This is a genomic window from Streptomyces sp. NRRL B-24572 (assembly GCF_002156145.1).
GTDB lineage: Bacteria > Actinomycetota > Actinomycetes > Streptomycetales > Streptomycetaceae > Streptomyces > Streptomyces vietnamensis.
Genome location: NZ_MWIG01000279.1, coordinates 1 through 25,962, shown reverse-complemented (window position 1 = coordinate 25,962; position 25,962 = coordinate 1). Strand labels below are relative to the sequence as shown.

Genomic DNA, 25,962 nt, shown 5'->3' with positions numbered 1-25,962 from the left:
TCCTCGCCGTCGGTCAGGGCGTCGAGGCAGCGGGACGGGTCGGTGCGGTCGAGGCCCAGGTCCATCGCGAAGTGGTTGCGGGTGCCGGCCGAGATCACCAGGAACGGCAGGTCGTGCTCGGCGGCGACCTCGGCCACCAGCGCCTGGGTGCCGTCGCCGCCCGCTACGCCGAGCAGATCGGCGCCCTCGGCCACGGCCTTCCGGGCGAGCCCGCCGACATCGGCCGGGGCCGACGGGTCGAGCAGGATCACCCGGGCGCCGAGCGCCTCCGCCCGCTCGACGAGACCGAACCGCGCGACCTTCCCGCCCCCGGACTTCGGGTTCATGATCAGTACGGGTCGGCGGGGCGGGGGGACGCTCTCCCCCCGCATCAGCGCCTTCCGCTCGTCCTCCGGACGCCGCAGCGCGGCCCGCGCGCAGGACAGCGCGACGCCCCACAGGCCGAGGGCGACGAGGGCGTTCACCCAGACGCCCCAGGAGACGTACAGGCCGAGGGTCGTGAGGGGCGCGGCCGCGGCGAGGATCGCCCCGAACACCCGCACCGGCCCGCGGTGCGCGAGGAACCACCAGACGCCCGCGGCCGTCGCGGCGAGCCCCACGACCCCGCTCAGCAGGATCAGCATCCCGCTGCCGAGCGCGGTCAGCAGCGCCGCGCAGGCACCCCCCATGGCGAACAGCGCGTAGCGGGCCAGCCGCCGCGCCTCCCCCGCCGGATCACCGGAACCGCTCACCGCCACCGACCCCACCTCCACACTCCGCGTCCACGTTTCCCCACGTTCCCCGGCGCCGCCCCCGTACGCAGCCGTTCGGACGAACGAAGTTCCGAGAAGAAGGACCGCGAAACGCCGAAGACAGTTCTCGGCAGGCGCTGACTTTCCGACAGGCGGCCCGCCACGCCCTGACGGTGACCCGCTCGCACCGTCCGGGCGCATCCGGCATGTTCGCCTCGACGACACCCTGTCATCGGGGAGCGTTCACGACCCGCTCCTAGCGTCGCTGGCGCCCGGCGAGTCCGGGTGCGCCCGCCGCACGGCCCGCCAAGAGGCCGGTGCGCGGCGCCCAGCCTCCCCTAGGAGCATCCGCATGCGCATGTCCGTCAGAATGCTGACGGTCCTCGCCACGACCGGCGCGCTCGCCGCCGGTACGGCCGTGGTCGCCAACTCGGCCCCGCAGCACCGGGGCGACGACAACGAGATACACAACGTCATCTACCTGCTCGGCGACGGCATGAGCCGCTCCCACGTCGCCGCCGGTCGCGAGCGCTTCTACGGCGCCACCGGCAGGCTGAACATGGAGAAGCTGCCGAACTACGGCGCCGTCTCCACGTACGCCGTCGAGAAGGACAGCGACCAGCCCGCGCTGGTCACCGACTCCGCCAGCTCGGCCACCGCCTGGTCGTCCGGCGTGAAGACCTACAACGCCGCTCTCGGCGTCGACGCCTACGAGAAGCGCGTCGCGACGCTGATGGAGCAGGCCCACCAGGCCGGCTTCGCCACCGGCAACGTCTCCACCGCCGAGGTCACCGACGCGACCCCGGCCGCCCAGTTCAGCCACGCGCTGCTGCGCGGCTGCCAGGGCCCGGTCTACTCGGACGCCTCCTGCCTGCCCAAGAAGGCCGACGGCACGTACGAGGACAAGCCGGCCGACCAGACCATGATCACGCCGATCGCCGAGCAGATCGCCCGCAACGGCACCGCCGACGTCATCCTCGGCGGCGGCCTGGCCCGCTTCGAGCCGGACGACCAGAAGGCGCTCCAGGCCCAGGGCTACCAGGTCCTCGGCAGCTTCGGCGACCCGTCGCTGCCCGCGCAGACCGCCGCCTCCCAGCGGGTCGCCACCAAGGACGACCTGGCGAACGTCAAGCGCGGCAAGGTCGTCGGCCTGTTCAACCGCGGCAACCTGACCATCGAGAACGCCAAGGCGAAGCTTCCGGCCGACGCGCCGCAGAAGCAGGAGCCGACCCTGGCGGAGATGACCAAGAAGTCGCTCTCGCTGCTGAACGGCCGCTCCGAGAAGGGCTTCCTGCTCCAGGTCGAGGGCGCCCAGATCGACAAGCGCTCGCACGCCAACGACGCCGCGCAGACCCTCGACGAGGTCAAGGCGTTCGACGACGCCGTCAAGGCCGCGGTCGACTTCGCGAAGAAGGACGGCCACACCCTGGTGATCGTGACGGCGGACCACGAGTGCGCCGGCTTCAACATCATCGAGAAGGGCTCCTTCACCAACGCCGAGGCGGCCGCCCCGCCGGCCAACACCGACGCGGGCAACCCGGCGAACAACTCCACGCCGTCGCGCTCCTCCTCGGCCAACGTCAAGGACCCGGCCCGCTCCTCCGGCATCGTCAACGGCGCCGGCGCGAACGACCCGAAGAACTTCGCCCCGGCCACCTTCCGCACCCCGGACGACCCGGCGGACGTGAAGGACGGCAGCCCCGAGGCCAGCCTCTGGCTGTCCTACCTGTCCGGCAACCACACCGGTGCCGACGTCCCGCTGTACGCGTACGGCCCCGGTGGCAAGCGCTTCGCCGTCAGCCAGAACAACACCGACCTGTACGGCAAGATGTACCGCTCGCTGTTCGGCCGGGCCCCGCAGGCCCACTGACGGCAGCGCGGGGCCGGTGGCGCGCACGACGCCCCGGCCCCGCGCCCCCACACCTCCAGGAGTACGCCGATGAGCCCGCTCACCCGCACCACGGCCGCCGCGCTCGGCCTGATCCTCCCCGCCATGGTGGCGCTCACCGGCTGCAGCGGCGGCGCCGAGGACGCCCACCGGGCTGCCGAGCAGCCGCCCGCCTCCGCGGCACCGGTCACCTTCCCGGCCCCGCGCACCGCGCCGGCCCCGGCCCCGACGCTCTCCCCGGCCCCGGCCAAGGGCGAAGTCCGCATCGAGGAGGGCCCCTTCACCGACCGGGTGCGTCTCACCCGCCTGACGCTCACCCCTAAGCCCTCGGTCACCGGCCGCCTCTCCATCACCTCCGACATCAGCGACGTCCTGGCGCTGGAACTGCGGGCCGCCTACTACGACGCCCACGGCCGCCTCCTCGGCACCGGCACCTTCCAGTACCAGGAGGAGGGCGAGACCGGCCACGGCGAGGCCCACACCGGCCCCCGCGCCGCCAACGGCGGCATCGACTTCACCGTCCCCGCCAAGGACCTCAAGGGCACCCCGGCCACCGCGGTCGTCTCCGTCCCCGTCCTCGTGAACGAGTAGCCGAAGCCCCCCGAACGACGAAGCGCCCCGACCGGAGGGATCCGGTCGGGGCGCTCCTCTGTACCCGTGGGCCGTGTGGGACTCGAACCCACGGCCAATGGGTTGAAAGTCCTGGCCCGGGCAGGGTGGATGGTGCCGGAACGTCCGCTCAGGACCGGCCGCGCAGGACGTCGGCGACCTGCGGCGGGCGGTACGACGGGCCCTTGAGCACCTTGCCGTCCTCCCGGTAGGAAGGGCGGCCGTCCGGGCCGAGCTTGGACATGTTGGCGCGGTGGACCTCGGCCAGGACGGCGTCGAGGTCGATGCCGTGCACCGCGGCGGTCCCGTACGCGATGTAGACGACGTCGGCCAGTTCGTGCGCGATGTCCGCCAGGCGGCCGGACCGCGTCGCCTCGGCGAGTTCGGCCACCTCCTCCTCCAGGAGGACCTGGCGGTGCCGGGCCAGTTCGGGCGTGACGTTCGCCGGGGTGGATCCGACGCCGAGGCCGAAGGCCCGGTGGAACGCCCGGACCAGGTCCTGGGTGGTGGGGGCGTTGTCGGTCACGCGGCCTCTCCTTCCTCTGCGCGGTCCGAGCGGTCGCGGCGCAGGGCGAGGACCGCGTTGTGGCCGCCGAAGCCGAAGGAGTTGCAGAGGACGACGTCGCCGGCCGGCGGCAGGGGGCGCGGCACGTGCCTGACCACGTCCAGCCCACAGGCGTCGTCGGGGTCGTCGCATCCGATGGTGGGCGGGATGTGCCCGCGGTCGAGGGTGAGGGCGGCGACCACGGCCGCGACCGCGCCCGCGGCCCCCTGGAGATGGCCCAGGTTGCCCTTGACGGCCGTCACCGGGACCTCGGGTGACGGCGCTCCGCGCTCGTCCAGGATCCGGCGTACCGCCGTGGCCTCGGCGAGGTCCCCGTCCACGGTGGCGGTGGCGTGCGCGCTGACGTGGACCACGTCGCCCGGTACGGATCCGGAGTCGGCGAGCGCGCGGCGCAGCGCGAGGACGATCCCGTCGCCCGAGGGGTCGGGTGCCGCGAGGTGGTGGGCGTCCGCGGACAGGCCCCAGCCCGCCGCCTCGCAGTAGATGTGCGCGCCCCGCGCCAGGGCGTGCTCCTCCGCCTCCAGGACGAGCAGCCCGGCGCCCTCCCCGTGGACGAAGCCGTCGCGGTCCTTGGCGAAGGGGCGGGAGGCCCGCTCGGGTTCGTCGTTGCGGGTGGACAGGGCGCGCATGGCGGCGAAGGAGGCCATCACCGACGGGGTGATGGCTGCTTCCGTCCCGCCGGCGAGGACGAGGTCGAGGTGCCCGTCGCGGATGCGGTCGATGGCCTGCCCGATGGCCTCGGTGCCCGAGGCGCAGGCACTGACGACGGTGCGCGCCTCGCCGGTGACCCGAAGGTCGATGGCTATCTGGGCGGCCGGCTGGGACGGCACGGTCATGGGGGCGGTGAGCGGGGAGACACCCCGTGGGCCCTTGTCGCGGAGCCGTCGGTCACCGTCGACCAGGACGGGGGCGCCGCCGATGATGGTGCCTACGGACACGCCGACCCGGCTCGGGTCGATGCCGCTCTCGACGGTCCCGGACGCGGCGAAGCCCGCGTCGCGCCAGGCTTCGCGGGAGGCGATCACCGCGAACTGCGAGGCGCGGCTCATCCGTCGTGCCTGGGGCCTGGGCAGAAGTCCGGCGGGATCTTCCGGCACGGTCCCGGCGATGCGCACGGGCTGCCCGTCGAACTCCGCACCCTCCAGGGGCCGGACGCCGCTTCGTCCTTCGACGAGCCCGTTCCACAGGTCCGGAACGCCGACGCCGAGGGGGGTGATCGCACCCAATCCGGTAATCACGACCCGTCGCTTTGTGGCTCGGGTCACTTCTACTGGCCGGCCATGGGGTGGGGTCGGCTGGTGCATAGTGATCTGCTTTCCTGTTCCAGACTCTCAACCGCCCGTGGATGGTGGGCAGTTGATTGCATGAAAGCGACCTCTTCACCGTTCGCGCAAGGTCTTGAGACGCGTGTCACGCTATACAATCCGGCTGCACACCATGAGTCGATTTCGCAACACCACGGGGAGATTTAACGATGGGGACAAGTGGCGTTCACAATCGCCCCTCCGCGCCCGGCCCACCCCCTCAGGCCATGGAGTTGCCGCAGCTTCTCCGCGCCTGGCGAGTCGAAGCAGGTGTGAAGCTGCGACGAGAAAAGGCGATTCCGCAGAAGGAAGTCGCCGAACTCATGGGCGTAAGCGAGCGCTGGTATCGAAGTCTGGAGTCAGGCGATTCCGTTTCGCTTTCCAGCGACATTCTGGCTCGGCTTTCCGAGGCATTGGTCCTGGGCCCCGACGAGCGAATGGTCCTGTACAGCCGTGTACTCGACGGCGCCGGCGTCGCTCTCGCGGACGACGAGTACGCGGCCGAGGATCAGTTCGCGCTGCTGCGCATCGTCACGAGTCAGACCGGTTTCCCCGCCTATCTCACGGACGGCGGCTGGAACATCCTCGGCTACAACACCCTGATGGCCACCTGGTTCCCCTGGGTGTGCGAACCGGGTGCGAATCTCATGCACTGGGCGCTGATCGACCAGGAAGCGCGCGAACAGATCCTGGACTGGCGACAGCACGCGGAGATCTATCTGTCGATGCTCCGGTTCGCCCTGGCCGCAGGCCCGGACAACACTTCGCTCGCCGATCTCCTCGAACAGATCCTGCAGGATCCCGAATGCCGCCGGCTCTGGTCGCAGGGGCCGAAGGTCATCGCCTTCCGCCAGGGCCACCGCTACCGGCTGAGCCTGCCCCACATCTCACCCGAACAGATCATCGTCACCTCTCAGGTGCTCCTCCCCGCCTACCAGCACGGCACGCGCTGCGTCATGCTGCTGCCGAGCGCCGCCGCCCCTCCACAACCGTGCAGCCCCGCCCCGGTGGAATAGCGATCACTTTACACACCCCCATGCGACCGCGACCGGCAAATTCTTGCCGGTCGCCCGCCCCGCACGACAGGCGACCGGTAAACATTTGCCGGTCGCCTCTCATTTGTCCGATTCGGCGTTTTCCGATGCCGACGAATCGGACAACTCCGTACAGCGGCAAACTTCTGCCGCTTGACGGACTCCGGTGCCGATGGACATCCTCCAGCCATCGACCACCACATACAGGTCATACGACGGCCTGAGCAGTCACATGAAGGTTTAAAGCATGGCACTGCAATTCGCGAGAACGGCGAACCGGACCGTTCTCGCCCGCCGGCACCAAGATCGCCTCGACCAGGCTTTTGTAGAAGCCGACTACCGCAGCCGCTTCCGTACCTGGGAACGTGTCGCCACCGTCCGAAACAGCCCGATGAGGGCCCTGGAAGGTGACGGCGAACTCTTCTTCAGCCCGGAGCTCGTCCCCGCGCTCTCCCACCCGATCCTCCAGCAGGCCGAGCCCCGTATCCGTGAGGCAGTCCTGGTCCACCGCCTTTACGAGTACCTCAAGTTCACCATCGACCTGGAACAGAGCGCGGTCATTCCGGTCACCGGGCACATCAGCCGCGGCATGTCCGGGCTCGACCTGCCCGAGCACATGCTGCTCGACGCCTTCAAGATCGTGACCGACGAGGCCTGGCACGCGCAGTTCACGTACGAGATCCTGCGTGACGTCCGCACCCGTACGCGGATCGCACCGGCCCTCCCGGACACGCCGACCTTCACCGACGAGCTCGCGCGGATCCACGAAGAGCTGCCGAGCCAGATCCGCGGCCTCGACGAACTGCTCTTCGCCATCGTCAGCGAGACGCTCATCTCCTCGATCCTCGACGAACTTCCCCAGGACAAGCGGCTTCCCGAGGGAGTCCGCGAGATGGTGGCCGACCACGCGGTCGACGAGGCCAAGCACCACTCCTACTTCTCGACGCTGCTCCGGTTCCTGTGGCCCGCCATGACGAAGAAGGAACGGGAACTGGCCGGCCCGTACATCCCGCGTCTCATCTTCGCGTTCCTGGAGCCGGACTACGCGAGCGCCGCCCTCGGACTGCGGGCCTCCGGCCTGGCCGGCGACCAGGTGGAACAGATCATGAGCGACTGCTACACGCGCGACAAGGTGGTGGACGACGTGCGCCGCGGCGCCGGACCCACCCTCCAGTACTTCGTCGAGGCCGGAGCCCTCGAGCACCCCGCCACGCTCGAGGCGTTCCAGGAATCGGGGCTGATCGCATGAGGACCGAGACCGTGCGGCCCGCGACCGTCCGGGCCGCGCGTGCCCTGACCCCGACCGTCACCCAGTACTGGCTCACCGGCGCCCCCGGCGGCGCGCCGCTGCCCGCCGCCGTGCCCGGCCAGCACGTCACCCTGCGGGTGGGCCCGCGCTACAAGACGTACACGGTCCTGGCGGCCGGCGACGAGGGCTACGAGCTGGCCGTCCGCAACCGCGAAAGGGGCGGCCGGCGCGACCACCTCTCGCCCCGCCTGCACGTCGGAGCGCCCGTCAGCCTCGGTGCGCCGAGCGGGAAGTTCACCGCCGAGAACGCCGCCGACTTCACCCACTTCGTGGCCGGCGGCGTGGGCATCAACCCGATCCTCGCGGTTCTCTCCGGTGGCCGGCTGCGCGACTGGCACCTCTTCTACGTCGACCGGGGCACGGAGGAGTTCCCGTTCCTCGACCGCGTCCAGGAGCTGGCGCGGGAGCAGAACGGCAGCGTCGTCACCTTCGACACCGCCGACCGGGGCCGCCCCGACTGGGACGCGACGGTCGCGGACATCCCCGTCGGCAGCACCGTCGGCGTCTGCGGACCGACCGGGATGGTCTCGGCGGTCCGGGACGCGGTGGAACGCGCTCCGGGCTCCCGGCGGCTGATCACCGACGGCTCGGCGGCGGGCACCGCCGGCGACATGCCGCCCTCCGTCGAGGTCGAATGCCTCAAGACCGGCATCACCTTCGAGGCCGCCCAGCACCAGCCGCTGCTCGACGCGCTCCACCGGAACGGCGTCGGCGTCCCGTCCTCCTGCCGGCAGGGCATCTGCGGGACCTGCGAGGTCGAGGTCCGCACCGGCCGGATCGACCACCGCGACGAGGTGCTCACCGACGAGGAGAAGGCCGCGTCCAGCTACATGCTCCCCTGCGTGAGCAAGTCCCTCGGCACGCGGCTCGTGCTCAACGTCTGACGTCGGCGGCCTTCCCCCCCCCACGACCATGACCGGAAAGACCCCTGTGAACCAGTTCATCGCCGACTACGCCGACCGGATCGGACTCCGCACCCCCCTGGAGCCGACCCTCGACTGCCTTCGGCAGCTTCATGAAGCGCACCTGTACAACGTGCCGTTCGAGAACTTCAGCATGCACCGCAACGCGGAGCGCGGCCTGACCCGGGAGGCGCTCCACGAGACGATCGTGGACCGCCGCCGCGGCGGCATCTGCTTCGAGACGGGGCGGATGATGCAGTGGCTGTTCGACGAGTGCGGATTCGACTACGAGCTCCGCCTCGGCGCCGCCGTCAGCCCCAAGGGCCCGGCGACCCACCAGATCTTCGTCGTGACGCTCGACGGGGAGCGCTGGCTCTTCGACATCGGCTACGGAGCCCGGGGCCCCAGAGGACCGGTCCGGCTGACGGACGGGGAGCGGCTCACCCACCCCGCCCTCTCGACCCGGATCAGCCTCGACCGGGGCGCCGGCGCCCCGGTCTGGACGGTGTCGATCCACGAACACGCCGTCAACGCGGCCGACTGGCAGGACATCTACCGGTTCGTCGACTCCCCCGTCGAGGAGGCCGACCTGGGGATGGCGCACTTCTACACGACGGCGTCGCCCGACAGCCTGCTGAACCGGCACAAGGTGGCGAGCATCCCCACCCCCGACGGCCGGGTGAGCGTCCGGGACGGCAACCTCATCGTCGTGGCGGACGGCACCAGCACCACCACCCCCGTCGACGACGACGCACGGCTCCAAGAACTGCTCGGGCTCCATTTCGGCCTCAGCGTTCCCCTCCAGGACCTCCGGCTCGAAAGGTAATTCCATGCACTTTGTGACCGTACCGGGGTACACCGGTTCAGGCCCGGACCACTGGCAGACGCACCTGGAGAACACCTACGCCGGGTTCTCGCGCGTGGTCCAGGACGACTGGGCGACCGTCGACCGCGACCGCTGGGTCGCCAGGCTCGACGAGACGGTGCGCGCCATCGACGGGGAGGTCTTCCTCATCGGCCACAGCTGCGGATCGGTGACCATCGCGCAGTGGGCGGCCACCCACGGGGACAGCAGGGTCGTCGGGGCGCTCCTCGTCGCCCCGGCCGACGTCGAGGCGGCCGACACGCTGCCGGCCATCAGCCCGCAGGCGCCGCTGCCCGCCGTCGCTCTGCCGCTGAAGACGCACCTCGTGGTCTCCGACAACGACCCGTTCCTGTCGCTGGAACGCGCCCTGGCCCTGGCGGAGACCTGGGGAAGCACCGTCGAGACCGTCCCCGGCGGCGGGCACCTGGCCACCCGGGACGGCTACGGCCCGTGGAGCCACGCGGCAACGCTGATCGAGCGCCACACCGGGCACGCACTCGTACCGACCCAAGGACGCACTTCTCTTGTCTAGCAAACTGGCCTCGGTCCCCAGGCCCATCTACTTCTACCTGGCCGCGTCCTTCTTCATGGGACTCGCCAACACCATCTTCGACGTGGTGTTCAACTTCTACCTCGCCGAGCGCGGCATCAGCGAGGGCGACGCCGGCGTGATCTACGCCATCGCCACCGGCGCCATGGCGGTCGCCGTCATCCCGCTCCTCTTCCTCGGCCGCTACATGTCGCAGCGGACGCTGCTCATCGGGGCTTCGGTGCTCTACACCGTGCCGTTCGCCGGCCTGCCGTTCGTCGCCTCGGTCGCCTCGGCCTCCGTCGTCCTGAGCCTGATCCTGGCCGGCATGCTCGGCCTCCTCTCCGTGGGCAACGCCATCGCCGGCGCGCAGGTCCCGCAGACCTCCCGCACCCGCCTGTTCAGCGCCTTCTTCATCTCCTACCTGGGCGCCGGAGTCATCGGCTCCGCCCTGGTGTCCACGGTCAGCGGCTGGCTGCACACCAGCGACCTGGAGAAGTACCGCTTCTTCCTGCTGCTGTCCTTCCTGGCGGCCTGCCTGATGCTCGTCCTGCGCCTTCCGTCGGCGCGGACGGTGGCGAAGACGGCCGCGGCGGCCTCGCGGGAGGAGAGCCGGGAGCCGGTCGAGAAGCGCAACTTCGTGGCCCTCTTCCTGGCGGCCGGGTTCCTCGGCGCGTCGATCGCGCTGTTCTTCCGGTTCGCCAACGTCCTGTTCCAGCAGGTCTACGACATCCCGGTGAGCGACATCTCGCTCATCCTGGGCACCGACAAGATCGTCAGCATCTTCGGCGCCATCTTCGCGCCCGTCCTGGTCAAGCGCTTCTCGCTGCGCCCGAGCGCCGCCTTCTTCGGGGTCCTCGCCGTTCTCGGCCTGCTGCTCCAGTCGCTGACCGTGCCGCTGGCCGTCTTCATCGTGCTCTACCTGCTGCGACTGCTGTTCAACTACTGCCTTATGCCGCTCCTGGACACGGTCGCCATGTCGGGCTTCGCGCCGGCGCGCCAGATGGTCTCGATCGGCATGCGGCAGTCCTCGTTCTACCTGGGCGGAGCGGTCGCCGCGGCGGTCTACGGCGACCTGCTCGACGGCGGGCAGTGGCAGACGGCCCTGTGGGTCTCGGCCGGCTGCGCCCTCGTCGGGTCCCTCGCGATGACCCTGGTCCGGAACAACGAGCCCGCGCCCCGCGACGAGGACGAGAGCGAAGAGAAGGTCCTGGAGAATGCCTGACCCCACGATCGCCACCGACACGGGCACGGGCAAGCTCGTGATCGTGGACCCGTACTCCAGCGGTTCGGCCCTCGCCCGCCGCGCGAAGGAGCTGTACGGCCTGGACTCCATCGCCGTGCTCACGTCGCGGACCCTGCCGGCCGCGCTCGTCGCGACCTACCCGGCCGAGGACTTCGTCGCGGAGCTGCGCTACGCGGACGTCCTCACGACGGCCCGCGCGATCGAGGCCCTGTGCGGCGGCCGGCCGGACCACCTCGTCTGCGGGTCCGAGCCGGGGGTGGAGGCGTACGACCTGCTGGCGGCCCACTGGGGAATGCGCCCGAACACCGGGTCGTCCGAGGCCCGGCGCGACAAGTTCCTGATGCAGGGCCGGCTGCGCGACGCGGGCGTCCGGTACATCCCGCACCACCTCGCCGAGGACACCGAGTCCGCCGTGGCGTGGAGTGCCGCGAGCGGCCTGGCCGAGTTCGTCGTGAAGCCGGTGAAGTCCTTCGCCACCGACGGCGTGTTCTTCTGCTCGTCCCCCGACGAGGTACGGGCCGCCTGCGAGAAGCTGTTCGGCCGCGACGACCTCGCCGGCGAGCTCATCACACAGGTCCTGGTACAGGAGCGCCTGGTCGGCCCGGAGTTCGTCGTCGATTCGGTCTCCCTGGACGGCTCGGCCTTCGTCGTCAACATGTTCCGCTACACGAAGGAGACGGTCGACGGAAACCCCGTCTACCGTGCGATGTCCTCGGTGGACGTCGGCGACCACCCCGGCATCGTGGCCTACGTCGAGCAGGTGCTCGCGGCCCTCGGCATCGAGAACGGCCCCGCCCACAGCGAGCTCGTCCTCACCGAGGACGGCCCGGTCCTCATCGAGACGGGCGCCCGCATGCACGGCGGCCTCGGCCCGAGGCTGGTCGAGGAATCGTCCTCGCACTCGGTGATCGACCTGACCCTGGCGTCGCGCGTGGCGCCGGACGAGTTCGCACGCCTGACCCGGGTGCGGCCCTCCCTGCGGCGGGGCGTCGTCGAGTGCTTCCTGTCCGCCCAGGTGGGGGGCGTGGTCACGGCGAACCGCGTCGAGGAGTCCTGCCGGGAACTCGACAGCTATCTCTTCCACACCTGCGGGCAGGCCCCTGGGGACCGTATCGAGAAGACGACCGACCTGATCACGTCCTACGGGCGCGTCGTCCTCGCCCATGAGGACCTCGCCGTCCTGGACCGGGACCTGGAGCGCGTCCTCGACCTGGACCGCCGCGGCGCACTCGTCGAGGTCTCCCCGACCCCGTAGGCGCCACCCGGCCCGAGGTCCGGCTCACGGCCGACCGCAGGACAGCACCCCCGAACACCACAGCGCCCCGACCGGCCGAAGCCGGTCGGGGCGCTGTGCGGCAGGTCGGAGGATCTCCCCTCCCCCTGCCTCGCGTAGGCCGTGTGGGACTCGAACCCACAACCAATGGATTAAAAGTCCTGGCTGGAGCCGGGTGGGTGATGCCGGAGGGTGTTACTCCGTCCGGGAACGCCTGGCCAAACGGGGTGAATGGTGCTGAATGGTCCGGGCTGAACCGGACCGTGCCGGAACGTCCGCTCACGCATCGCTCACGCATGGTGTTGCGGTCCACAGTTGGCTTGGGCCTTGTGAGACGCCCCCACCGGATGAACCCAGGTATCGGTGCGGGCGCCCGGTTCTCGAACCGATACCCGGGCAGGAGTCCTGGATGCGGGTGGTGCAGCCTGGAGGCATGGGAGCGTGGCCGTCAAGCAACTCACTCGCCAGGGGCGTTTCAGTTACTGAGACGGTTCAACCGCCAGCCGATTGACCCGCTGGGGTTCCCCCCGCCTGTCGCTCGGACGTTGAGGGCGAAGTCCGCCGGCGCGTTGATGATCCGCTGGCTGACGATCGTGCCGTCGCACGCAGTGGTGGAGGGCTTCAGGCCAGTTCCTGTGATCTTTACGCTTGTGGTGCCGACGCAGACGACCTGGAGGGTGTAGCCCTTGCCGCGGTCGAGGATGGTCTGGGCATGCGCCCCTTCGGCCAGTCGTTCGAAGCCCATGGCGACAAAGGCCGGATCGTCATCGGTTGAGCCGTTTCCGAGCGCCAAGCGCACCTGGGCCTCGCCCACGCTGCTCGTGGAGGTCGCAGTATTCGGGGAACTGGTGTGTACGGGCGGAGTCGGCTTGGGGCCAGGTTGCGATGTACAGCCGGTCAAGCCGGCCGCCATAAGACAGATGAGCACGCCGACTGTGCGCTGTGGGCCTGTCATGAGGGAGTCTCCCAGTACTTCCATCCGGTCTCCCTCGTCGGGAGCTTCGCCGTCCAGCTCTTGACGAGAGTCTTGCCGCAACGGTCCGTGCTCGTCCTGTACTTGCCCCAGACGACCTTGAATCCGTAGGAACCGTACTGCAAGTGCCCGTACTTCCGGGGGGAGACGTCCTGCTGATAGGTGTGCCCGATGGTGTAGGTGAACTCTGCGCCGATCGTCGCGTTGATCGTCGCCTTGGCCGATGCGACCACGGCACTCAGTTCTGCTTCTCCACCTGCGGTGATCTCTGCCTTCACAGAGCCCGCCTTGGTGACACTGACGATCATTTTGCCGCCCGGACCGTCCTTGAACGAGGTGCCCGGCAGCAAGGAGGGCACGAAGTAGCTGGTACTGGAGACAATCGAGCGCCACTCCCGGTAGGGATTGTCGCAGCGATGTGCAACGCCTGAGCCGTCGGTGGCGTCGGGCAGCTGGGCGAGCGGGTCGTCGGAAGCGTTCAGCACGACGGTTTCCCCCAGTTCATAGCTGGGGGCAGAAGTGAAGTCCTCCACGGGTGCCGCGGACGCGGAGCCTGCAAGGGCGGCGACCAGGGCCGACGTGAGTGCAGGAACGGCAATTGCGCTGAGCTTTAAGCGAGATCCGATCATTTTCCCCTCCCCGTGCACCCCATTTTGGGGTGCTGCGAAGAACCTAATGATCGCGCGGGCCACTTTCTACTGCTTGCCACTAACTCTGAGGTTTGTTTGAGGTTCGGTATGCCCCTGAGGGTCTATCCAGGACAGGCGCGTTCGCGCCACGCTTGGCCTGAAAGGAAGCAACCCCTCCCCAGCAAAACGTGACATCAGTAGTGACACGAAATGCCGACCGGTAAATAACCAGCCACAAGTCGACAGCCAATGACCGACAGCCAACTGCACAGACCGGCGCGAAGGGAACCCTCGCATTCCCTGACGACCCCAGTGCGCCTGGGGAGGTAAAGGCTGTCCCGTAAATGATCTTCTGGCCGTCTCAAGCGTGGTGGGCCGCCGTGCGGCCCGCTTGCCTATCCGGCGAGGGCGAGGTTGTGCATCCGGGCGGTGCCGAGCATGGCGTGGTGGACGCCGTCGCCTTTGAGGCGGCAGTCGCGGAGGATCTTCCAGGTCTTCATGCGGGCGAAGACGTGCTCGACCCGGGCCCGGACCTGCTTGTGGGACCGGTTGTGCTCCTCCTTCCAGTCCGGCAGTTCGGTCTGGCCGCGCTTGCGTCGGTGGGAGATGACGAGTCCGGTGCCCGGGTATCCGCCGCCGGCGATCGTGACGGTGTTGCCGACGGCGGCCTTGGCGCCGGATTCCTCCCCTGCCTTGCAGTCGTTGCGGTTCCCGGCGAGCGGCCGGCCGACCACGACGACCAGGCGGGTTTCGGCGTCGATGAGGACCTGGTGGTTGGTGGAGTACCGGTAGTTTTTCGACCGCTCGGCGATGGTGTGGTCGCGGGTGGGGACCAGGGTGCCGTCCACGATGAGCACGGTGGCCTTGGCGAACCGTTTGCGGGGCTGGAGTGCGAGCCTCGGCCCGAGGTGGTCGATGATCCGGTCCGCCGCCGACTTGGACACCCCGAACAGCGGAGCGAGCTGCCGCATCGTGAGGTTCGTGCGCCAGCAGGTGGCGACCAGCAGGGCCCGGTCCTCCAGCGGAAGACTCCACGGCCGGCCCCTGCGGACCGAGTCCGCATCTGCGCGGCGCAGTACCGTCACCAGCTTCCCGAACTGCCGCGAGCTGAGCCCGGCGAACGGGGCTGTCCAGGATGGCTCCGACTACGTGATCACACCAGCCACACCAAGGTCATCCCAGTCGCCCTATCATCCGATCCAAAGAGATGAGCACCGCTGAGGGGGCCGATAAAGATGACCGCAGCGCGCATGGCGGCAACCGTGCTGGCCACATGGGCCACGCTGATCTTGCTCCTACTCGCGCCGTCGCCCCTGCCAGAGCATTGGCGCTACTACATCTACTCTCCAGCGAGCGTGGGCCTGTGGCTGCTGGCCATGCTCGTCGCCCCTGTCGTGGTCTGCATCGTCAAATGGCCATGGATCAAGTCGGGCGGCAGGTGAACCCCGACTTGTATACGAGCCAGCGGACCACCCCTTAACGCCTGGTCATCAATTACGGGACGGCCCTTGGCGCATGTCGACGAACCGGGAGTAGTGCCCCTGGAAGGCCACGGTGATGACGCCGGTCGGGCCCTGGCGGTGCTTGGCGATGATCAGATCAGCCTCTCCTGCACGAGGTGACTCCTTTTCATAAGCGTCTTCCCGGTGCAGAAGGACAACCAGGTCTGCGTTGTTCTCGGGCGTGCCGGACGCATGCAGGTCAGCGAGCGTCGGCTTCACGTCGGTGCGCCTCTCGGGTCCCCGGTTGAGCTGGGAGACAGCGATCACCGGCACTTCGAGCTCGATGGCCAGGAGCTTGAGCTGACGCACGACCTCAGAGATCTCCTCGAAGCGCGAGTCCATCGGCCGCGGGTCGTAGGTGAGCAGGTGCAGGGCGTCGACGACAATGAGCCGGATACCGTTCCGGGCCCGCAGGCGACGGGCGTGCGAGCACAGTTCCGTGAAGGATGAAAGGCCGCCGTCCTGGATGTAGAGGGGCGCGGCGTTCACATCCGGCATACGTCGCGCCAGCCGGGTCCAGTCCTCGTCGGTCATCTTCCCGGAGCGCATGTGATGCAGAGCGACCCGGCATTCGGCTGACAGCAGCCGCATCACCACCTCGTTCCTCCCCTGCTCAAGCGTGAAGAGGACCGACGGAAGCCCCTGACTGATGGAGACTGACCGCAGGATGTCCTGGGCGAGGGTGGACTTGCCCATTGAGGGGGCGCCGGCGAGAACGATCAACTGCCCCGGGTGCAGTCCGTCCGTCAGGCTGTCGAGGTCCTTGAAGCCAGTCGGCAGACCAGTCAAACCCGCCGAGCCGATCTGATCGAGCTGGTCAAGGGTTCCTTCCAGAACGTCGCTGAGCGGGAACGCCGCAAGCGGAATGGCGTCAGCCAATGCGTCTTCGCTAGCCAGGGGGTTGTCAGGGGTTGTTTCAGACAACCCGTCGTCCAGGCTGGGACCCTCCATGCCGATGGCCTGACCAGGAATGACCCTGCCAGTGGCTCGCTGCTCCTCGGCATCCCACCATCCGATGTCCTCGGCAGCCTCCTGAACAACCTCGTGCTCGCGGTCGAGTACGTCACGAGCCTTGCGGAGCACCGCGTCGACCTGGTCAAGGGCGTCGTCCTCCGCAGCACCCACCGAAGCACCGAACACGACATCTGCGCCCCCCGTGCGCCGTCCGCCGCCCTCCGTGTCGCAACCACGTTCCCGCAGCTCCGCCTCCAAATACATGATCTGACGGGCTGCAAGATCGGCGACTTGTTGCGCTCTGTCCCGCTCAGCCTCGGCGCGGACCAATTGCAGGTGGAGGTCATCTGTCTGTGTCTGGGCTCGCACCAGACGGCCCGACGTCATCTGAACCTCGGCCGGCTCGGGATCGGCGACGGAGCGCATCGCGTCCAGCCGTCGTGTGAGCTGAGCTACCTGGGCCTGTGCCTGTCCGAGCAGGGCGAACAGGACCGTAGCCACCTGCAGGGCCTGCAACCGCGCCTGCTCGCTGGCCTCGAACGCCTGGCGGACCCGATTGAGCTCCTCCAGTACCGCGATCGTTTCCTTCTGGGCCTCGACAAGGTCATACGCGGAATCGGTCGAAGCCGGAGTCGGGGCCGTGCTCGCTGCCACCCACAACGGCCGGATCAGCTCCAGTCGGTCGGCGGCCTGCTGCCCGCTCTCGTGTGGGAAACACACGTCGGCGACGGCCTCGGCCAGCTCCCAGGTCAGCCCCACACCACTGAGTTGCCTGTGCAGGCGCCCCAACGCCGGTATGTCTCCTCCGAAGTGCTCAGGCGTCAGAAGCCGGTGCAGTCTGGCCACCGACACGTTCGACGCGTCAAGCCAGTCGCGCAATACGCGGACGAGGTCATTGATCTCCTTGCACGCCCCGCGTGCCTCCGTCCACGGTCGCCCCGGCCGCTTCGCTGTCCCCACGCAGTCTCTCCTCAGCGAGTTGTTCTTCGAACAACCCTCGTTGTCCCAGAAACAACATCCAACCGGCTTATCGGCGCAGGTGGGAGGTGGATCGTCGATTCAAGGCGGTGCGCGAGTGCATCGTCACCTGCTGAACCGACTCGGAGGGGATCCGTGAGCCTCACCCACACTGCGATGCTGGTCCTGTCGATCACCCTGGCCGTGGTCATCTCGCTGCTTACAGCCGGCGCGGCCTTCGCCGTCGCCCGCTGGGGCGGTAGCCCGGTCCCTGCGTGCATCGCCGCATTTGGCAAGGCGTTCGCTACGTCCCTGTCGGTGATCAGCGCCGTCCTCGTGGTCGTGGTCACGGTCGTCAAGTAGTCGGCGATCTGCCGCACCGGCCACGGCTGTCAGAGGTGTCGGCGAGGATGCCCGGCATGAACGAGTACGACGATCTGCTGGAGCGCGTCTCCATCAGAGCTGCGGCGAGCAGACCGCACCGTCCCCCTGTAACCGCAGACGCCCTCGCCGCGGCCGAGGAACGCCTTGGGTTCCCCTTGCACCCCCTCCTTGCAGCCCTCTACCGGCAGGCGGGGGACGGAGGCTTCGGCCCTGAGTACACGCTCTTCCCTCTCGCCCGGACGACGGCTGCAGAAGAAGACTCCGTGGTCGACGGCTACCTCGCCCGCGTACCGACCGCGGACGCGGATACCTGGCGGTCCTGGCCCAAAGGGGTCGTGCCGATCCTCGACTGGGGCTGCGCCATGATCGCCGCCGTCGACTGCCTGAGCGAGGACGGGGCGGTCCTGCTCTTCGAGCCGAACGCGATCACCGACCAGGATCTCACCCGCGCCTGGTTCGTCGACGCGAGCAGCCTGGCCGAATAGCTGGAGACATGGCTGGCCGGCACCGGCTGGTACGAGGAGGACATGGTCGACGAGGAGTTCGACATGGTTCCGTGGTCGAATGCCGCTTCACGCTTGTAGCCGGGGGACCCTCACCTGTCCCTCGATCCACATCCAGCTCAGCCCGTCCGCTCACGCATCGCTCACGCATAAGCCCCTGAACGACGGAGCGCCCCGCCCGGTCGAAACCGGTAGGGGCGCTCCCCAGCAGGTCAGAGGGTCTCCCCTCGCCCGCTTCGCGTAGGCCGTGTGGGACTCGAACCCACAACCAATGGATTAAAAGTCCACTGCTCTGCCAATTGAGCTAACGGCCCGTGGACAAGCACACCCGTGCAGCATAGCCCGAGAGGGCCCGGGAACCGATCGGGTATCCGACACCGGCCGTGCCGCGGGCCCGGCCGGTGTCGGTCGGGCCCGCGGAGGGACGGAAGGATCAGAAGAGGGCCTTGAAGGTGTTCCAGCCGGATCCGACCAGGACGCGGGAGCCGTACGGGCCGGTGCAGGTGCCGTTGTAGGCGTAGAGCCTGCCCGTCGTGTCGCGGGCCGCGAGGTCCGCGCAGCCGTCGCCGGAGACGTCGCCGATCCCCACCAGGGAGGAGTAGCCGCCCCAGCCGCTGCCGACCTTCACGCGCGCGGTGACGCCGCCGGTCGCGGTGCCGTAGTACCGCCACAGGACACCGGAGGCGTCGACGCCGAGGAGGTCGCCGCGGCCGTCGCCGTTGAGGTCGCCGGCGCCGGCGATCTTCTTGTACAGCTTCCAGTCGGTGCCGATCCGGACGCGGGCCTTCACGTGGTGGTCGGCGGTGCCGGCGTAGAAGTACATGTCACCGGTGGACGCCTGGCGGACCACCAGGTCGGCGTATCCGTCGCCGTTCGCGTCGCCCGGGGAGGTGAGGACGTCGTACTGTCCCCAGCCCGAGCCGATGACGGTGTACGGGGAGGAGGCCGAGACCACCTTGTCGCAGCCCGGCCGGTAGGCCCGCAGCTGGTCGCCGACCCGGACGAGCACGTCGGCGCAGCCGTCGGCGTTCACGTCCCCGAAGGGCACCAGGACGGACGAGGTCGCGAACTTCGTGCCGGTCCCCGCGATCCGCGCCGAGAAACCGCCGTAGCCGTTGCCCTTGTACATCGACACCAGGCCCGCGGTGTCCATCACCAGGAGGTCGCCCTGCGTGTCGTTCCCGGCCAGGTCCCGCCAGGCCGGGCGGCCGCCGGTGACCGAGACCGTGCCGGTGAGGGACAGGTCCTTGCCCTGGCCGTCGGCCGTGCTCGCCGCCAGGTGCCAGGAGTACCGGCCGTTCACGACGGGCTTGCCCGCCGCCGTACGGCCGTCCCAGGAGACGTCGATGCGGCCCCGGGTCTCGCCGCCGCCGTAGCTGCGGATCACGGCCCCGGTGTACACGTCCCGCAGCGTCAGCTGCCAGATCGACGCGGGCTTGGACAGCGTCCAGGACGGCTTCCAGCCGTCCTTCGCACGCATGCCCGCCGGGACCTTCGCCGAGGCGGCGGTGAGGTCGGAGGCGGGCACGCCCGTCCACACCGTGTGGACGCGGTTGTCGGCGTCCTTGTACGCGACGCCCCCGCCGAAGCGGTCGACGGTCCAGGCCGCCCGGCGGGCGCCGTACACGGGCGTGGAGTCGACGAGCGTACGGGCCGCCGCCGGCGTGCCGGTGTGGAAGTCGGTGATCCGGAGGTACGAGCTGTTCCGGTCGACGTAGTAGCCGTCGCCCAGGAGGCCGCCGTCCCCGTACGAGCGGGGCAGCGCGATCCTGGCGCCGCTCTTCAGGTCGACGACGCCCTGCTTGGCGTACCGCGCGCAGGCCCAGTAGAGCCAGCGCCCGCCCGCGGTCTGGAGCTCCGTCAGCGGGCAGCCGGAGCCGGTCGTGATCTTGGCGAGGACCTTGCCGGTGGCCAGGTCCTTGCGGGCGACCTCGCCGTCCGTCTCCGTACTGGTGAACAGCGTGTCGCCCCACAGGGCGGCGGCGGCCTGCTCCTGCCGCGACACGACCTTCGAGGCGTCCAGGTCCACGACGATCGTCTCGGCGTCGGGGGCGAGTTCACCGGGGAACATGGGCAGCCCGCTCTGGACGACCGCCCAGCGGCCGAAGGCGTCGCCGATCCAGCCGTCGCTGTCGCCGTCGACGGGGACGCGGGTCGTCTTCCCCGTGGTGCCGCGGGCGATGACCGCCCGCTGGGTGTACGGGATCCGGGGGTAGGAGACCGTGCGGCCGTCGCCGGTGTCGAGGAGCGGCGAGGCGTCCCACTCGGCGTCCGCCTCGACGCCCTGCCAGGCCGGCGCGGACTGCCCGATGTGGACCGGGCCGACGGGCAGCGTACGGCCGTAGAAGCCGGGCCCCTTCGGGCCGTCGTGCTCCAGGGTGGTGAGCCGGCCGGCGCCCAGCGCGAGCGCGTCGATCTTCGCCGGGAGCGGGTCGAGGCGGCGCAGCTTCTCCACGGCGGGCGCGCCGCCGCTCTTGCCCGGGACGACCTTGAGCAGGGACCAGTCGGTGGCGGAGGTGCCGCCGACGACGGCCGCGCCGGAACCGTCGCCGATCTGGGTGATCTCGCCCTCGGCCCGCTCCAGGAGGGTCTGCGGCTCGCCCGCCGGGGAGAGCGCGACGAGGCGGCGGTGGAGCGCCGCGTCCGTGCCCTGCACGTCGTCGACCGCGAGGACCCGGTCGCCGACGAGTCCGATGCGGCGGACCGAGAGCCCCTCGGGCAGCGGGTAGGTCGTCTCGGGGCCGTCCAGGTCGGCCAGCTGCCGGATGTGGACCGTACGGCCGCTGTCGACCCAGGCGATGCGCTCCGGGGTCACCGCCACCGGCCCGGTGAGGGCGTCGAGCGACGGGGTGGGCGAGGCGATCACGCGCATCGTCCCGGTCCGCAGGTCGACGACGCCGAGGTCGGTGTACGCGTACGCGGGGGAGCGGTCGAAGCGGATCACGGCCGTGTCGGCGTCACCGGCCACGAGCCGCGCCATGTGCAGGTCGGCGCCCTCGGGCCAGCCGGTGACGGGGACGGTCGTCCCGTCGCCGACGCGCCGGAGGAAGTATCCGGTGGTGGTGGCGAGCGAGGAGCCGGGCTCGTACTGCTGGAAGAGCAGCGTCTCGCCGAGGATCCCCCGGAAGCCCGTGTCCTCCGGGATGGTCAGCGGCTGTTCCTCGCCGGTCCGCACGTCGCGGAGGTAGTGGGTGCCGATGCCGTGCTGGAGGTAGACGTAGGGACCGCCGGTCCCCCGGTCGGCGTAGGCGTCGTTGCCGTCGCCGTACCCCAGCGGCACGCTCGTGCCGCTCGCGAAGTCGGTCCACTGCGGCTCCTCGCCGCTGTGCTCGTCGGAGTCCTCCGTGCGGTGCGCGTAGCCCGTGGGCCCCACCGCGAGGACGGTCTCCTTCCGGGGCACGGTCCGCCAGTTCGGCGTGACGTCCAGCTGGTCGATGCCCACGACGGGCGCGGCCGTCGCGGTCGGCGAGAGGCCGATCCCCGAGGCGAGCAGCGCTGCGGCGAGGACGGCGGTACGCGCGCGGGGCAGCCGCGCGCGTGGGTGACGGGTCAAAGAGAGGTCCCTCCCCGGGGAAACCTGATGTGCGGGATGCGGGGAGGGGTCTGGGCCGGGCCCCCTGGCCGGCACTCCTCACCCGCGGCGGTCGTCCGGCCGAGCGTATCCCGGCCGAACGGTCGTACGAGACGGGGCCCGTGCGGCACCGGAGTGCTCGTACGGGCCCCGCGGGTCACGCGTCAGGACAGCGTCTTGTACATCTGCCAGCCGCCGCCGATCTTCACCCGGGCGGCGAAGGCGCCGGTGCCGGTGCCTGCGTACCGCCACAGCACGCCGGCCGTGTCCCGGGCCACCAGGTCCGCCTTGCCGTCGCCGGTGAAGTCGCCGACGCCCACGAGGGAGTTGTAGATCTGCCAGCCTCCGCCGATCTTCACCCGGGCGGCGAAGGCGCCGGTGCCGGTCCCGGCGTACCGCCACAGCACGCCGGCCGTGTCCCGGGCCACCAGGTCCGCCTTGCCGTCGCCGGTGAAGTCGCCGACGCCCACGAGGGAGTTGTAGACCTGCCAGCCGCCGCCGATCCTGACCCGCGGCTTGAACTTGCCCGTGCCGTCGTCGGCGTACATCCACAGCTCGCCGGCGGGCGTGCGGGCGAGGAGGTCGGTCCGGCCGTCGCCCGTCAGGTCGCCGGACGCGGTGAGGCTGTTGTAGATCTGCCAGCCGCTGCCGATGGTCCGCTTCGGGCCGCTCGGCGCGAACGCCGTGCCGCAGCCGCCGTCGTACCGGGTCAGGACGCCCGCGGCGTCGCGCACCAGGAGGTCGTTGCACCGGTCGCCCGAGAGGTCCCCGAAGGGGACGACCGTCGAGGTGGCGGGCCAGCCGGCCGCCGAGGCGCCGGTGCCGAGGCCGCCGGTGCCCGTGCCGGTCCGCACGGTCAGCGTCCCGGTCGGGGTGAGGCCGAGCAGATCGCCCTTGCCGTCGCCGCTGAGGTCGTGCCAGGCGGGCCGGGGCGCGGGGGCGCCGCCGCTCACCGTCAGGGTGCCGGTCAGCGACAGGTCGGCGCCGATGCCGTCGGCGGGCCTGGCGGTGAGGGTCCAGGTGTACGCGCCGTTCCGCGCGGCCTGGCCGGAACCGTTCTTCCCGGTCCAGCCGGCGTCGATCCGGCCGCGCGCCTCGGCGCCCGAGACGGTGTGGACGACCGTCCCGGTGGCGTTCTCCTTGACCGTGACCTTCCAGGCGCCGGTGGGCTTGGAGGTCCACCAGCGGCCGGACCAGCCGGCCCCGGAGGCGGCGAGGTCCAGCGCGGCGCCGGTGACGGCGGAGTCGATGACGGTGACCGGCGGCGCGGGGACTCCGGTGTTGACGATGCGGACCTGCTGGTCGGTGCCGGCGTAGGCGACGTGGCCGCCGAAGCGGTCGACGGTCCAGTCCCGGCGCGCCTGGGCCTCCGGGCCGAGGTCGGCGGCGCTCGCCAGCGTCCGCTGCGGCACGTCGGCTGCGGAGCCGGAGGCGGGGAGCCCGGCGTGCAGGTCGTAGAGGCGCAGCCCCGCCTCCGGGTCCTGGCGTACGAGGTAGCCGTCGCCGAGCAGCGTGTTGCGGAAGTCCAGACCCGGGACGGCCATGGTCCGCCCGGTCTGGCGGTCGTAGACACCGGAGCCCCGGCCCGAACCCCAGTTGTCCGCGTCGCAGGACCAGTAGACCCAGCGGCCGGCGGCCTGGAGCCGGACCGGGGCGCAGTTGTTGCGCGTGGTGAAGGACGGTCCGGCGGCGCCGGTCGCCAGCGACTTCGAGGTGACCTTCGGGCTGTCCTTGGCGGCGCTCCACAGGGTGGAGCCCCACAGCGCGGCGGTGAGGTCGGTGCGCCGTTCGAGGACGGTCCCGGTTCCCTGCTTCCGGAACTCCACGACGTACGGGTTCTCGCGCAGGGTGGTGGTGGCGCTGGCGACGAGACCGAACCGGCCGGAGAGGTCGGTCAGTTCGGGGCTGCTCATGCCGGTGGTGACGCGCGGCCCCCAGCCGCTCGTACCGTTCTCGTACAGCATGGTGGCGTCGCCGTACGAGGCGTCCCGGCGCCCGTGGAAGCCGTCGCCGCTCGCGAAGAGATCGGCGCAGCGCCCGTCGGTCGTGTGGCAGCTGCCGTCGTCGCCGCTCATCAGCCCGTCCACGGTCGTCCGGACCGGCTGGGGCTGCCCGGCACTGGTCAGCCAGGTGGAGCGGTAGACGCCGTAGTAGTCGCCGGGCTGGAAGTAGGTGCTGTTCTCGGCCCGTGTGAGGACGCCGCTGCCGAGGGAGAGGCCGTAGATCCGCGCGGGCATGGGCTCGACGGTGGCGAGGCGGCGCGTCTCCACGCCGCCGTCGGCGGCCGGTGCGAGCCGGTGCACGGCCCAGTCGATGTCGCCCCGCGGCTCCGCGCTCTTCGCGCCTGCGACCAGCGCGGTCCCGTCGGGTGCCAGGACGACCTGCTCGTCGGCCAGTTGCAGCACGGGCTTCAGACCGCCCTCGTCCTCCGCGGGGAGGATCCAGAGGCCCGAGCCGCGGTACTCGTTGTCCCCGGGGTTCTGCCGCTGGACGGCGACCACGGTCGTGCCCACGGCGGCGAAGGTCGCGTCGTACGAGACGGAGCCGGACTCCACGGTACGGAGGAGGGTCGCCGGCGCGGCACGGTCCAGGACGTCGATCTTGTACCGGGCGGTGCGCAGCCGCAGGATCGTTCCGGCGCCGAGCCGGAAGCCGCTCACCTCGAACGCGTCGCCCTCGGGCTCCGGCAGCGCTTCGGCCACCCCGTCCGCCAGGTCGACGAGCGCCCAGTTCCCCCACCCCTCGGTGGAGTCCTTGTACTTGAGGACGAGCGAGCGGGCGTCGCCGTCCTCCACCCCGGTGAGCACCGCGTCCTCGGGGAGGCCGGTGACCGGTGTGTCCGTGACCTTCCCGGCCCCGGACCGCAGCAGGTGGTACCCGGTGGGGGCACTCGCCTCGCCGGTGCGGGTCAGCACGGCGTCGCCGTAGGTGCCCACGTAGGTCTGGCCCTCGGGGATCACGATGTCGGCGAAGACCTCGCCCGCGCCCTTCTGGAGGGTCACGTGCGGGGCGGGGGCGGCGGAGTACACGGCGACCGTGTCGGAGCCCTGGCCCCAGTACCCGCCGCCTCCGATGGGCAGGTTCTGGTACCAGTCCCAGTAGCCGCTCTCGTAGTCGTAGCGCGGCGCCTCGGGCAGGGTGACGGCGAGCGGGGTCGCCTTGCCGGTGGCGTAGTCGATCCACTGGAGGCGGGTGTCGCCCTCCTGCGCCAGCAGGTAGCCGGTCTCGCCGGCGTTGAGGATCGAGGTGGCGCGCGGCGAGAAGCGGGGCGCGGCCGGCAGCACGGTGGTCTGCGGCGCCGTCTCGGCGACGGCGGGCGGGGCAGCGATCCCGGCGGACGTCGCGGCCGTGACGGTCGCGAGTGCCAGGACGAGGGCGGCACGGGCGCGGGTGCGCCGCGCGGGTGCGGTACGTGACAAGAGGGACCTTTCCCGGGGTCGTCCATCGGTACGGCGGACGCAGGGTCGAACCTGTGAACTCCATGCGCGTCTACGTACGAGACCGATGCCGGGGCCGAAGAGTTGTACGCCGAATACGACGAACCCCCGCGACATCCTGTGTCGCGGGGGTTCGTCGTACGCGTCCGGGTCGGCGCGTCAGGTCACACGGCCTCAGCCGTTGCGCTTCCAGCGCGGCTTGTCGTCGCGGCGGCCGAAGGAGCCGCCGGTCGAGCCGGTGCTGCCGCGGTGGTCGTCACGACGGCCGTACGGGCGGTCGCCGCCCGAGCGGAAGCCGCCGGCGGGGCGGTCGTCGCGACGGTCGCGGTTGAACGGACGGTCGCTGCCGCGGTGGCCGCCGCGGTCGTCGCGGTTGAAGCCGCCCGACGGACGGTCGTCACGACGGAAACCACCCGAGGGACGGTCGTCGCGGCGGAAGCCGCCGGACGGACGGTCGTTGTCACGACGCTCGAAGGAACGGCCGCCACGGTCGTCGCGGTTGAAGCCGCCCGAGGGACGGTCGTCGCGACGGAAACCACCGGACGGACGGTCGTCGCGGCGGAAGCCGCCACGGTCGCCACCGCGGTCATCGCGGTTGAAGCCACCCGAGGGGCGGTCGTCACGGCGGAAACCACCGGACGGACGGTCGTCGCGGCGGAAGCCGCCACGGTCGCCACCGCGGTCATCGCGGTTGAAGCCACCCGAGGGGCGGTCGTCGCGACGGAAGCCACCGGACGGACGGTCGTTGTCGCGGCGGAAGCCGCCACGGTCGTTGTCCCGGCGGAAGCCACCGCGGT

At 70.4% G+C, this 25,962-nt stretch carries 20 protein-coding genes, 1 tRNA gene and 2 pseudogenes; 12 read left to right on the top strand and 11 right to left on the bottom strand.

All coding sequences use genetic code 11. The features are described 5' to 3' along the window. A partial coding sequence (locus tag CCN56_RS17500) for a diacylglycerol kinase family protein (protein WP_179199875.1) occupies positions 1 to 668 on the bottom strand: 668 nt, incomplete at its 3' end. A gap of 415 nt (positions 669 to 1,083) precedes the next feature. Between CCN56_RS17500 and CCN56_RS17495 the strand changes: the two genes are divergently transcribed. Further along, entirely contained in the window at positions 1,084 to 2,601 is a 1,518-nt protein-coding gene (locus CCN56_RS17495; protein WP_218779421.1) for an alkaline phosphatase, read from the top strand. Between the two features lie 69 nt (positions 2,602 to 2,670). After that, positions 2,671 to 3,210, top strand: coding sequence for a hypothetical protein (locus tag CCN56_RS17490; protein WP_086827924.1), 540 nt, complete (start codon positions 2,671 to 2,673; stop codon positions 3,208 to 3,210). Positions 3,211 to 3,358: 148 nt separating this feature from the next. Here CCN56_RS17490 and CCN56_RS17485 read toward each other — a convergent pair whose 3' ends face one another. Continuing rightward, the gene (locus CCN56_RS17485) at positions 3,359 to 3,754 is read right to left on the bottom strand and encodes a MazG nucleotide pyrophosphohydrolase domain-containing protein (protein WP_086827923.1); all 396 of its coding nucleotides are present in this window, start codon (positions 3,752 to 3,754) and stop codon (positions 3,359 to 3,361) included. After that, the gene (locus tag CCN56_RS17480; protein ID WP_086827921.1) at positions 3,751 to 5,097 is read right to left on the bottom strand and encodes a beta-ketoacyl synthase; all 1,347 of its coding nucleotides are present in this window, start codon (positions 5,095 to 5,097) and stop codon (positions 3,751 to 3,753) included. The genes CCN56_RS17485 and CCN56_RS17480 overlap by 4 nt, the downstream gene beginning before the upstream one ends. A gap of 227 nt (positions 5,098 to 5,324) precedes the next feature. Between CCN56_RS17480 and CCN56_RS17475 the strand changes: the two genes are divergently transcribed. The 7 genes from CCN56_RS17475 (at position 5,325) to CCN56_RS17445 (ending at position 12,237) form a co-directional block, all read left to right on the top strand. Continuing rightward, the gene (locus tag CCN56_RS17475; RefSeq protein WP_179199874.1) at positions 5,325 to 6,113 is read left to right on the top strand and encodes a helix-turn-helix domain-containing protein; all 789 of its coding nucleotides are present in this window, start codon (positions 5,325 to 5,327) and stop codon (positions 6,111 to 6,113) included. 265 nt (positions 6,114 to 6,378) lie between these two features. Further along, entirely contained in the window at positions 6,379 to 7,380 is a 1,002-nt protein-coding gene (locus CCN56_RS17470; protein WP_086827917.1) for a diiron oxygenase, read from the top strand. Further along, on the top strand, positions 7,377 to 8,324 hold the full coding sequence (locus tag CCN56_RS17465) for an iron-sulfur cluster-binding domain-containing protein (protein ID WP_086827915.1): 948 nt from the start codon (positions 7,377 to 7,379) through the stop codon (positions 8,322 to 8,324). The genes CCN56_RS17470 and CCN56_RS17465 overlap by 4 nt, the downstream gene beginning before the upstream one ends. A gap of 28 nt (positions 8,325 to 8,352) precedes the next feature. Next, positions 8,353 to 9,168: an arylamine N-acetyltransferase gene (locus tag CCN56_RS17460; RefSeq protein WP_086827914.1), complete on the top strand. Its 816-nt coding sequence runs from the start codon at positions 8,353 to 8,355 to the stop codon at positions 9,166 to 9,168. 4 nt (positions 9,169 to 9,172) lie between these two features. Next, complete coding sequence (locus CCN56_RS17455; protein ID WP_086827912.1) at positions 9,173 to 9,739, top strand: alpha/beta hydrolase; 567 nt, start codon at positions 9,173 to 9,175, stop codon at positions 9,737 to 9,739. Further along, positions 9,732 to 10,961: an MFS transporter gene (locus tag CCN56_RS17450; RefSeq protein WP_086827909.1), complete on the top strand. Its 1,230-nt coding sequence runs from the start codon at positions 9,732 to 9,734 to the stop codon at positions 10,959 to 10,961. Before CCN56_RS17455 ends, CCN56_RS17450 begins: the two co-directional genes overlap by 8 nt. Beyond that, positions 10,954 to 12,237, top strand: a complete 1,284-nt coding sequence (locus CCN56_RS17445) for an ATP-grasp domain-containing protein (RefSeq protein WP_086827908.1) — start codon at positions 10,954 to 10,956, stop codon at positions 12,235 to 12,237. Before CCN56_RS17450 ends, CCN56_RS17445 begins: the two co-directional genes overlap by 8 nt. A gap of 493 nt (positions 12,238 to 12,730) precedes the next feature. Here CCN56_RS17445 and CCN56_RS17440 read toward each other — a convergent pair whose 3' ends face one another. From CCN56_RS17440 to CCN56_RS17430, 3 genes and pseudogenes are all read right to left on the bottom strand, one after another. Further along, on the bottom strand, positions 12,731 to 13,069 hold the full coding sequence (locus tag CCN56_RS17440) for a hypothetical protein (protein WP_086827906.1): 339 nt from the start codon (positions 13,067 to 13,069) through the stop codon (positions 12,731 to 12,733). A gap of 137 nt (positions 13,070 to 13,206) precedes the next feature. Beyond that, positions 13,207 to 13,857: a hypothetical protein gene (locus CCN56_RS17435; RefSeq protein ID WP_256962012.1), complete on the bottom strand. Its 651-nt coding sequence runs from the start codon at positions 13,855 to 13,857 to the stop codon at positions 13,207 to 13,209. A 395-nt stretch (positions 13,858 to 14,252) separates the two neighbouring features. Next, positions 14,253 to 15,023, bottom strand: a pseudogene (locus CCN56_RS17430) (transposase). A gap of 69 nt (positions 15,024 to 15,092) precedes the next feature. Between CCN56_RS17430 and CCN56_RS17425 the strand changes: the two are divergent. Then, the gene (locus tag CCN56_RS17425) at positions 15,093 to 15,299 is read left to right on the top strand and encodes a hypothetical protein (RefSeq protein WP_107484170.1); all 207 of its coding nucleotides are present in this window, start codon (positions 15,093 to 15,095) and stop codon (positions 15,297 to 15,299) included. Between the two features lie 48 nt (positions 15,300 to 15,347). Here the strand turns inward: CCN56_RS17425 and CCN56_RS17420 are convergent, their stop codons facing one another. Beyond that, positions 15,348 to 17,273 carry a DnaB-like helicase C-terminal domain-containing protein gene (locus CCN56_RS17420; protein ID WP_256962011.1) on the bottom strand — a complete coding sequence of 642 codons (1,926 nt, stop codon included), beginning with the start codon at positions 17,271 to 17,273 and terminating at the stop codon, positions 15,348 to 15,350. 153 nt (positions 17,274 to 17,426) lie between these two features. Between CCN56_RS17420 and CCN56_RS17415 the strand changes: the two genes are divergently transcribed. Further along, complete coding sequence (locus CCN56_RS17415) at positions 17,427 to 17,633, top strand: hypothetical protein (protein WP_086827905.1); 207 nt, start codon at positions 17,427 to 17,429, stop codon at positions 17,631 to 17,633. Between the two features lie 56 nt (positions 17,634 to 17,689). After that, complete coding sequence (locus tag CCN56_RS17410; protein ID WP_256962010.1) at positions 17,690 to 18,139, top strand: SMI1/KNR4 family protein; 450 nt, start codon at positions 17,690 to 17,692, stop codon at positions 18,137 to 18,139. Positions 18,140 to 18,398: 259 nt separating this feature from the next. Here the strand turns inward: CCN56_RS17410 and CCN56_RS17405 are convergent. The 4 genes and pseudogenes from CCN56_RS17405 to CCN56_RS44610 form a co-directional block, all read right to left on the bottom strand. Continuing rightward, positions 18,399 to 18,471 (bottom strand) — tRNA-Lys (locus CCN56_RS17405). A 119-nt stretch (positions 18,472 to 18,590) separates the two neighbouring features. Then, positions 18,591 to 21,710: an FG-GAP-like repeat-containing protein gene (locus tag CCN56_RS17400; protein ID WP_086827904.1), complete on the bottom strand. Its 3,120-nt coding sequence runs from the start codon at positions 21,708 to 21,710 to the stop codon at positions 18,591 to 18,593. A gap of 182 nt (positions 21,711 to 21,892) precedes the next feature. After that, positions 21,893 to 25,147: an FG-GAP-like repeat-containing protein gene (locus CCN56_RS17395; RefSeq protein ID WP_256962009.1), complete on the bottom strand. Its 3,255-nt coding sequence runs from the start codon at positions 25,145 to 25,147 to the stop codon at positions 21,893 to 21,895. A gap of 192 nt (positions 25,148 to 25,339) precedes the next feature. Next, positions 25,340 to 25,962, bottom strand: a pseudogene (locus tag CCN56_RS44610) (RNA helicase); the annotation flags it as partial.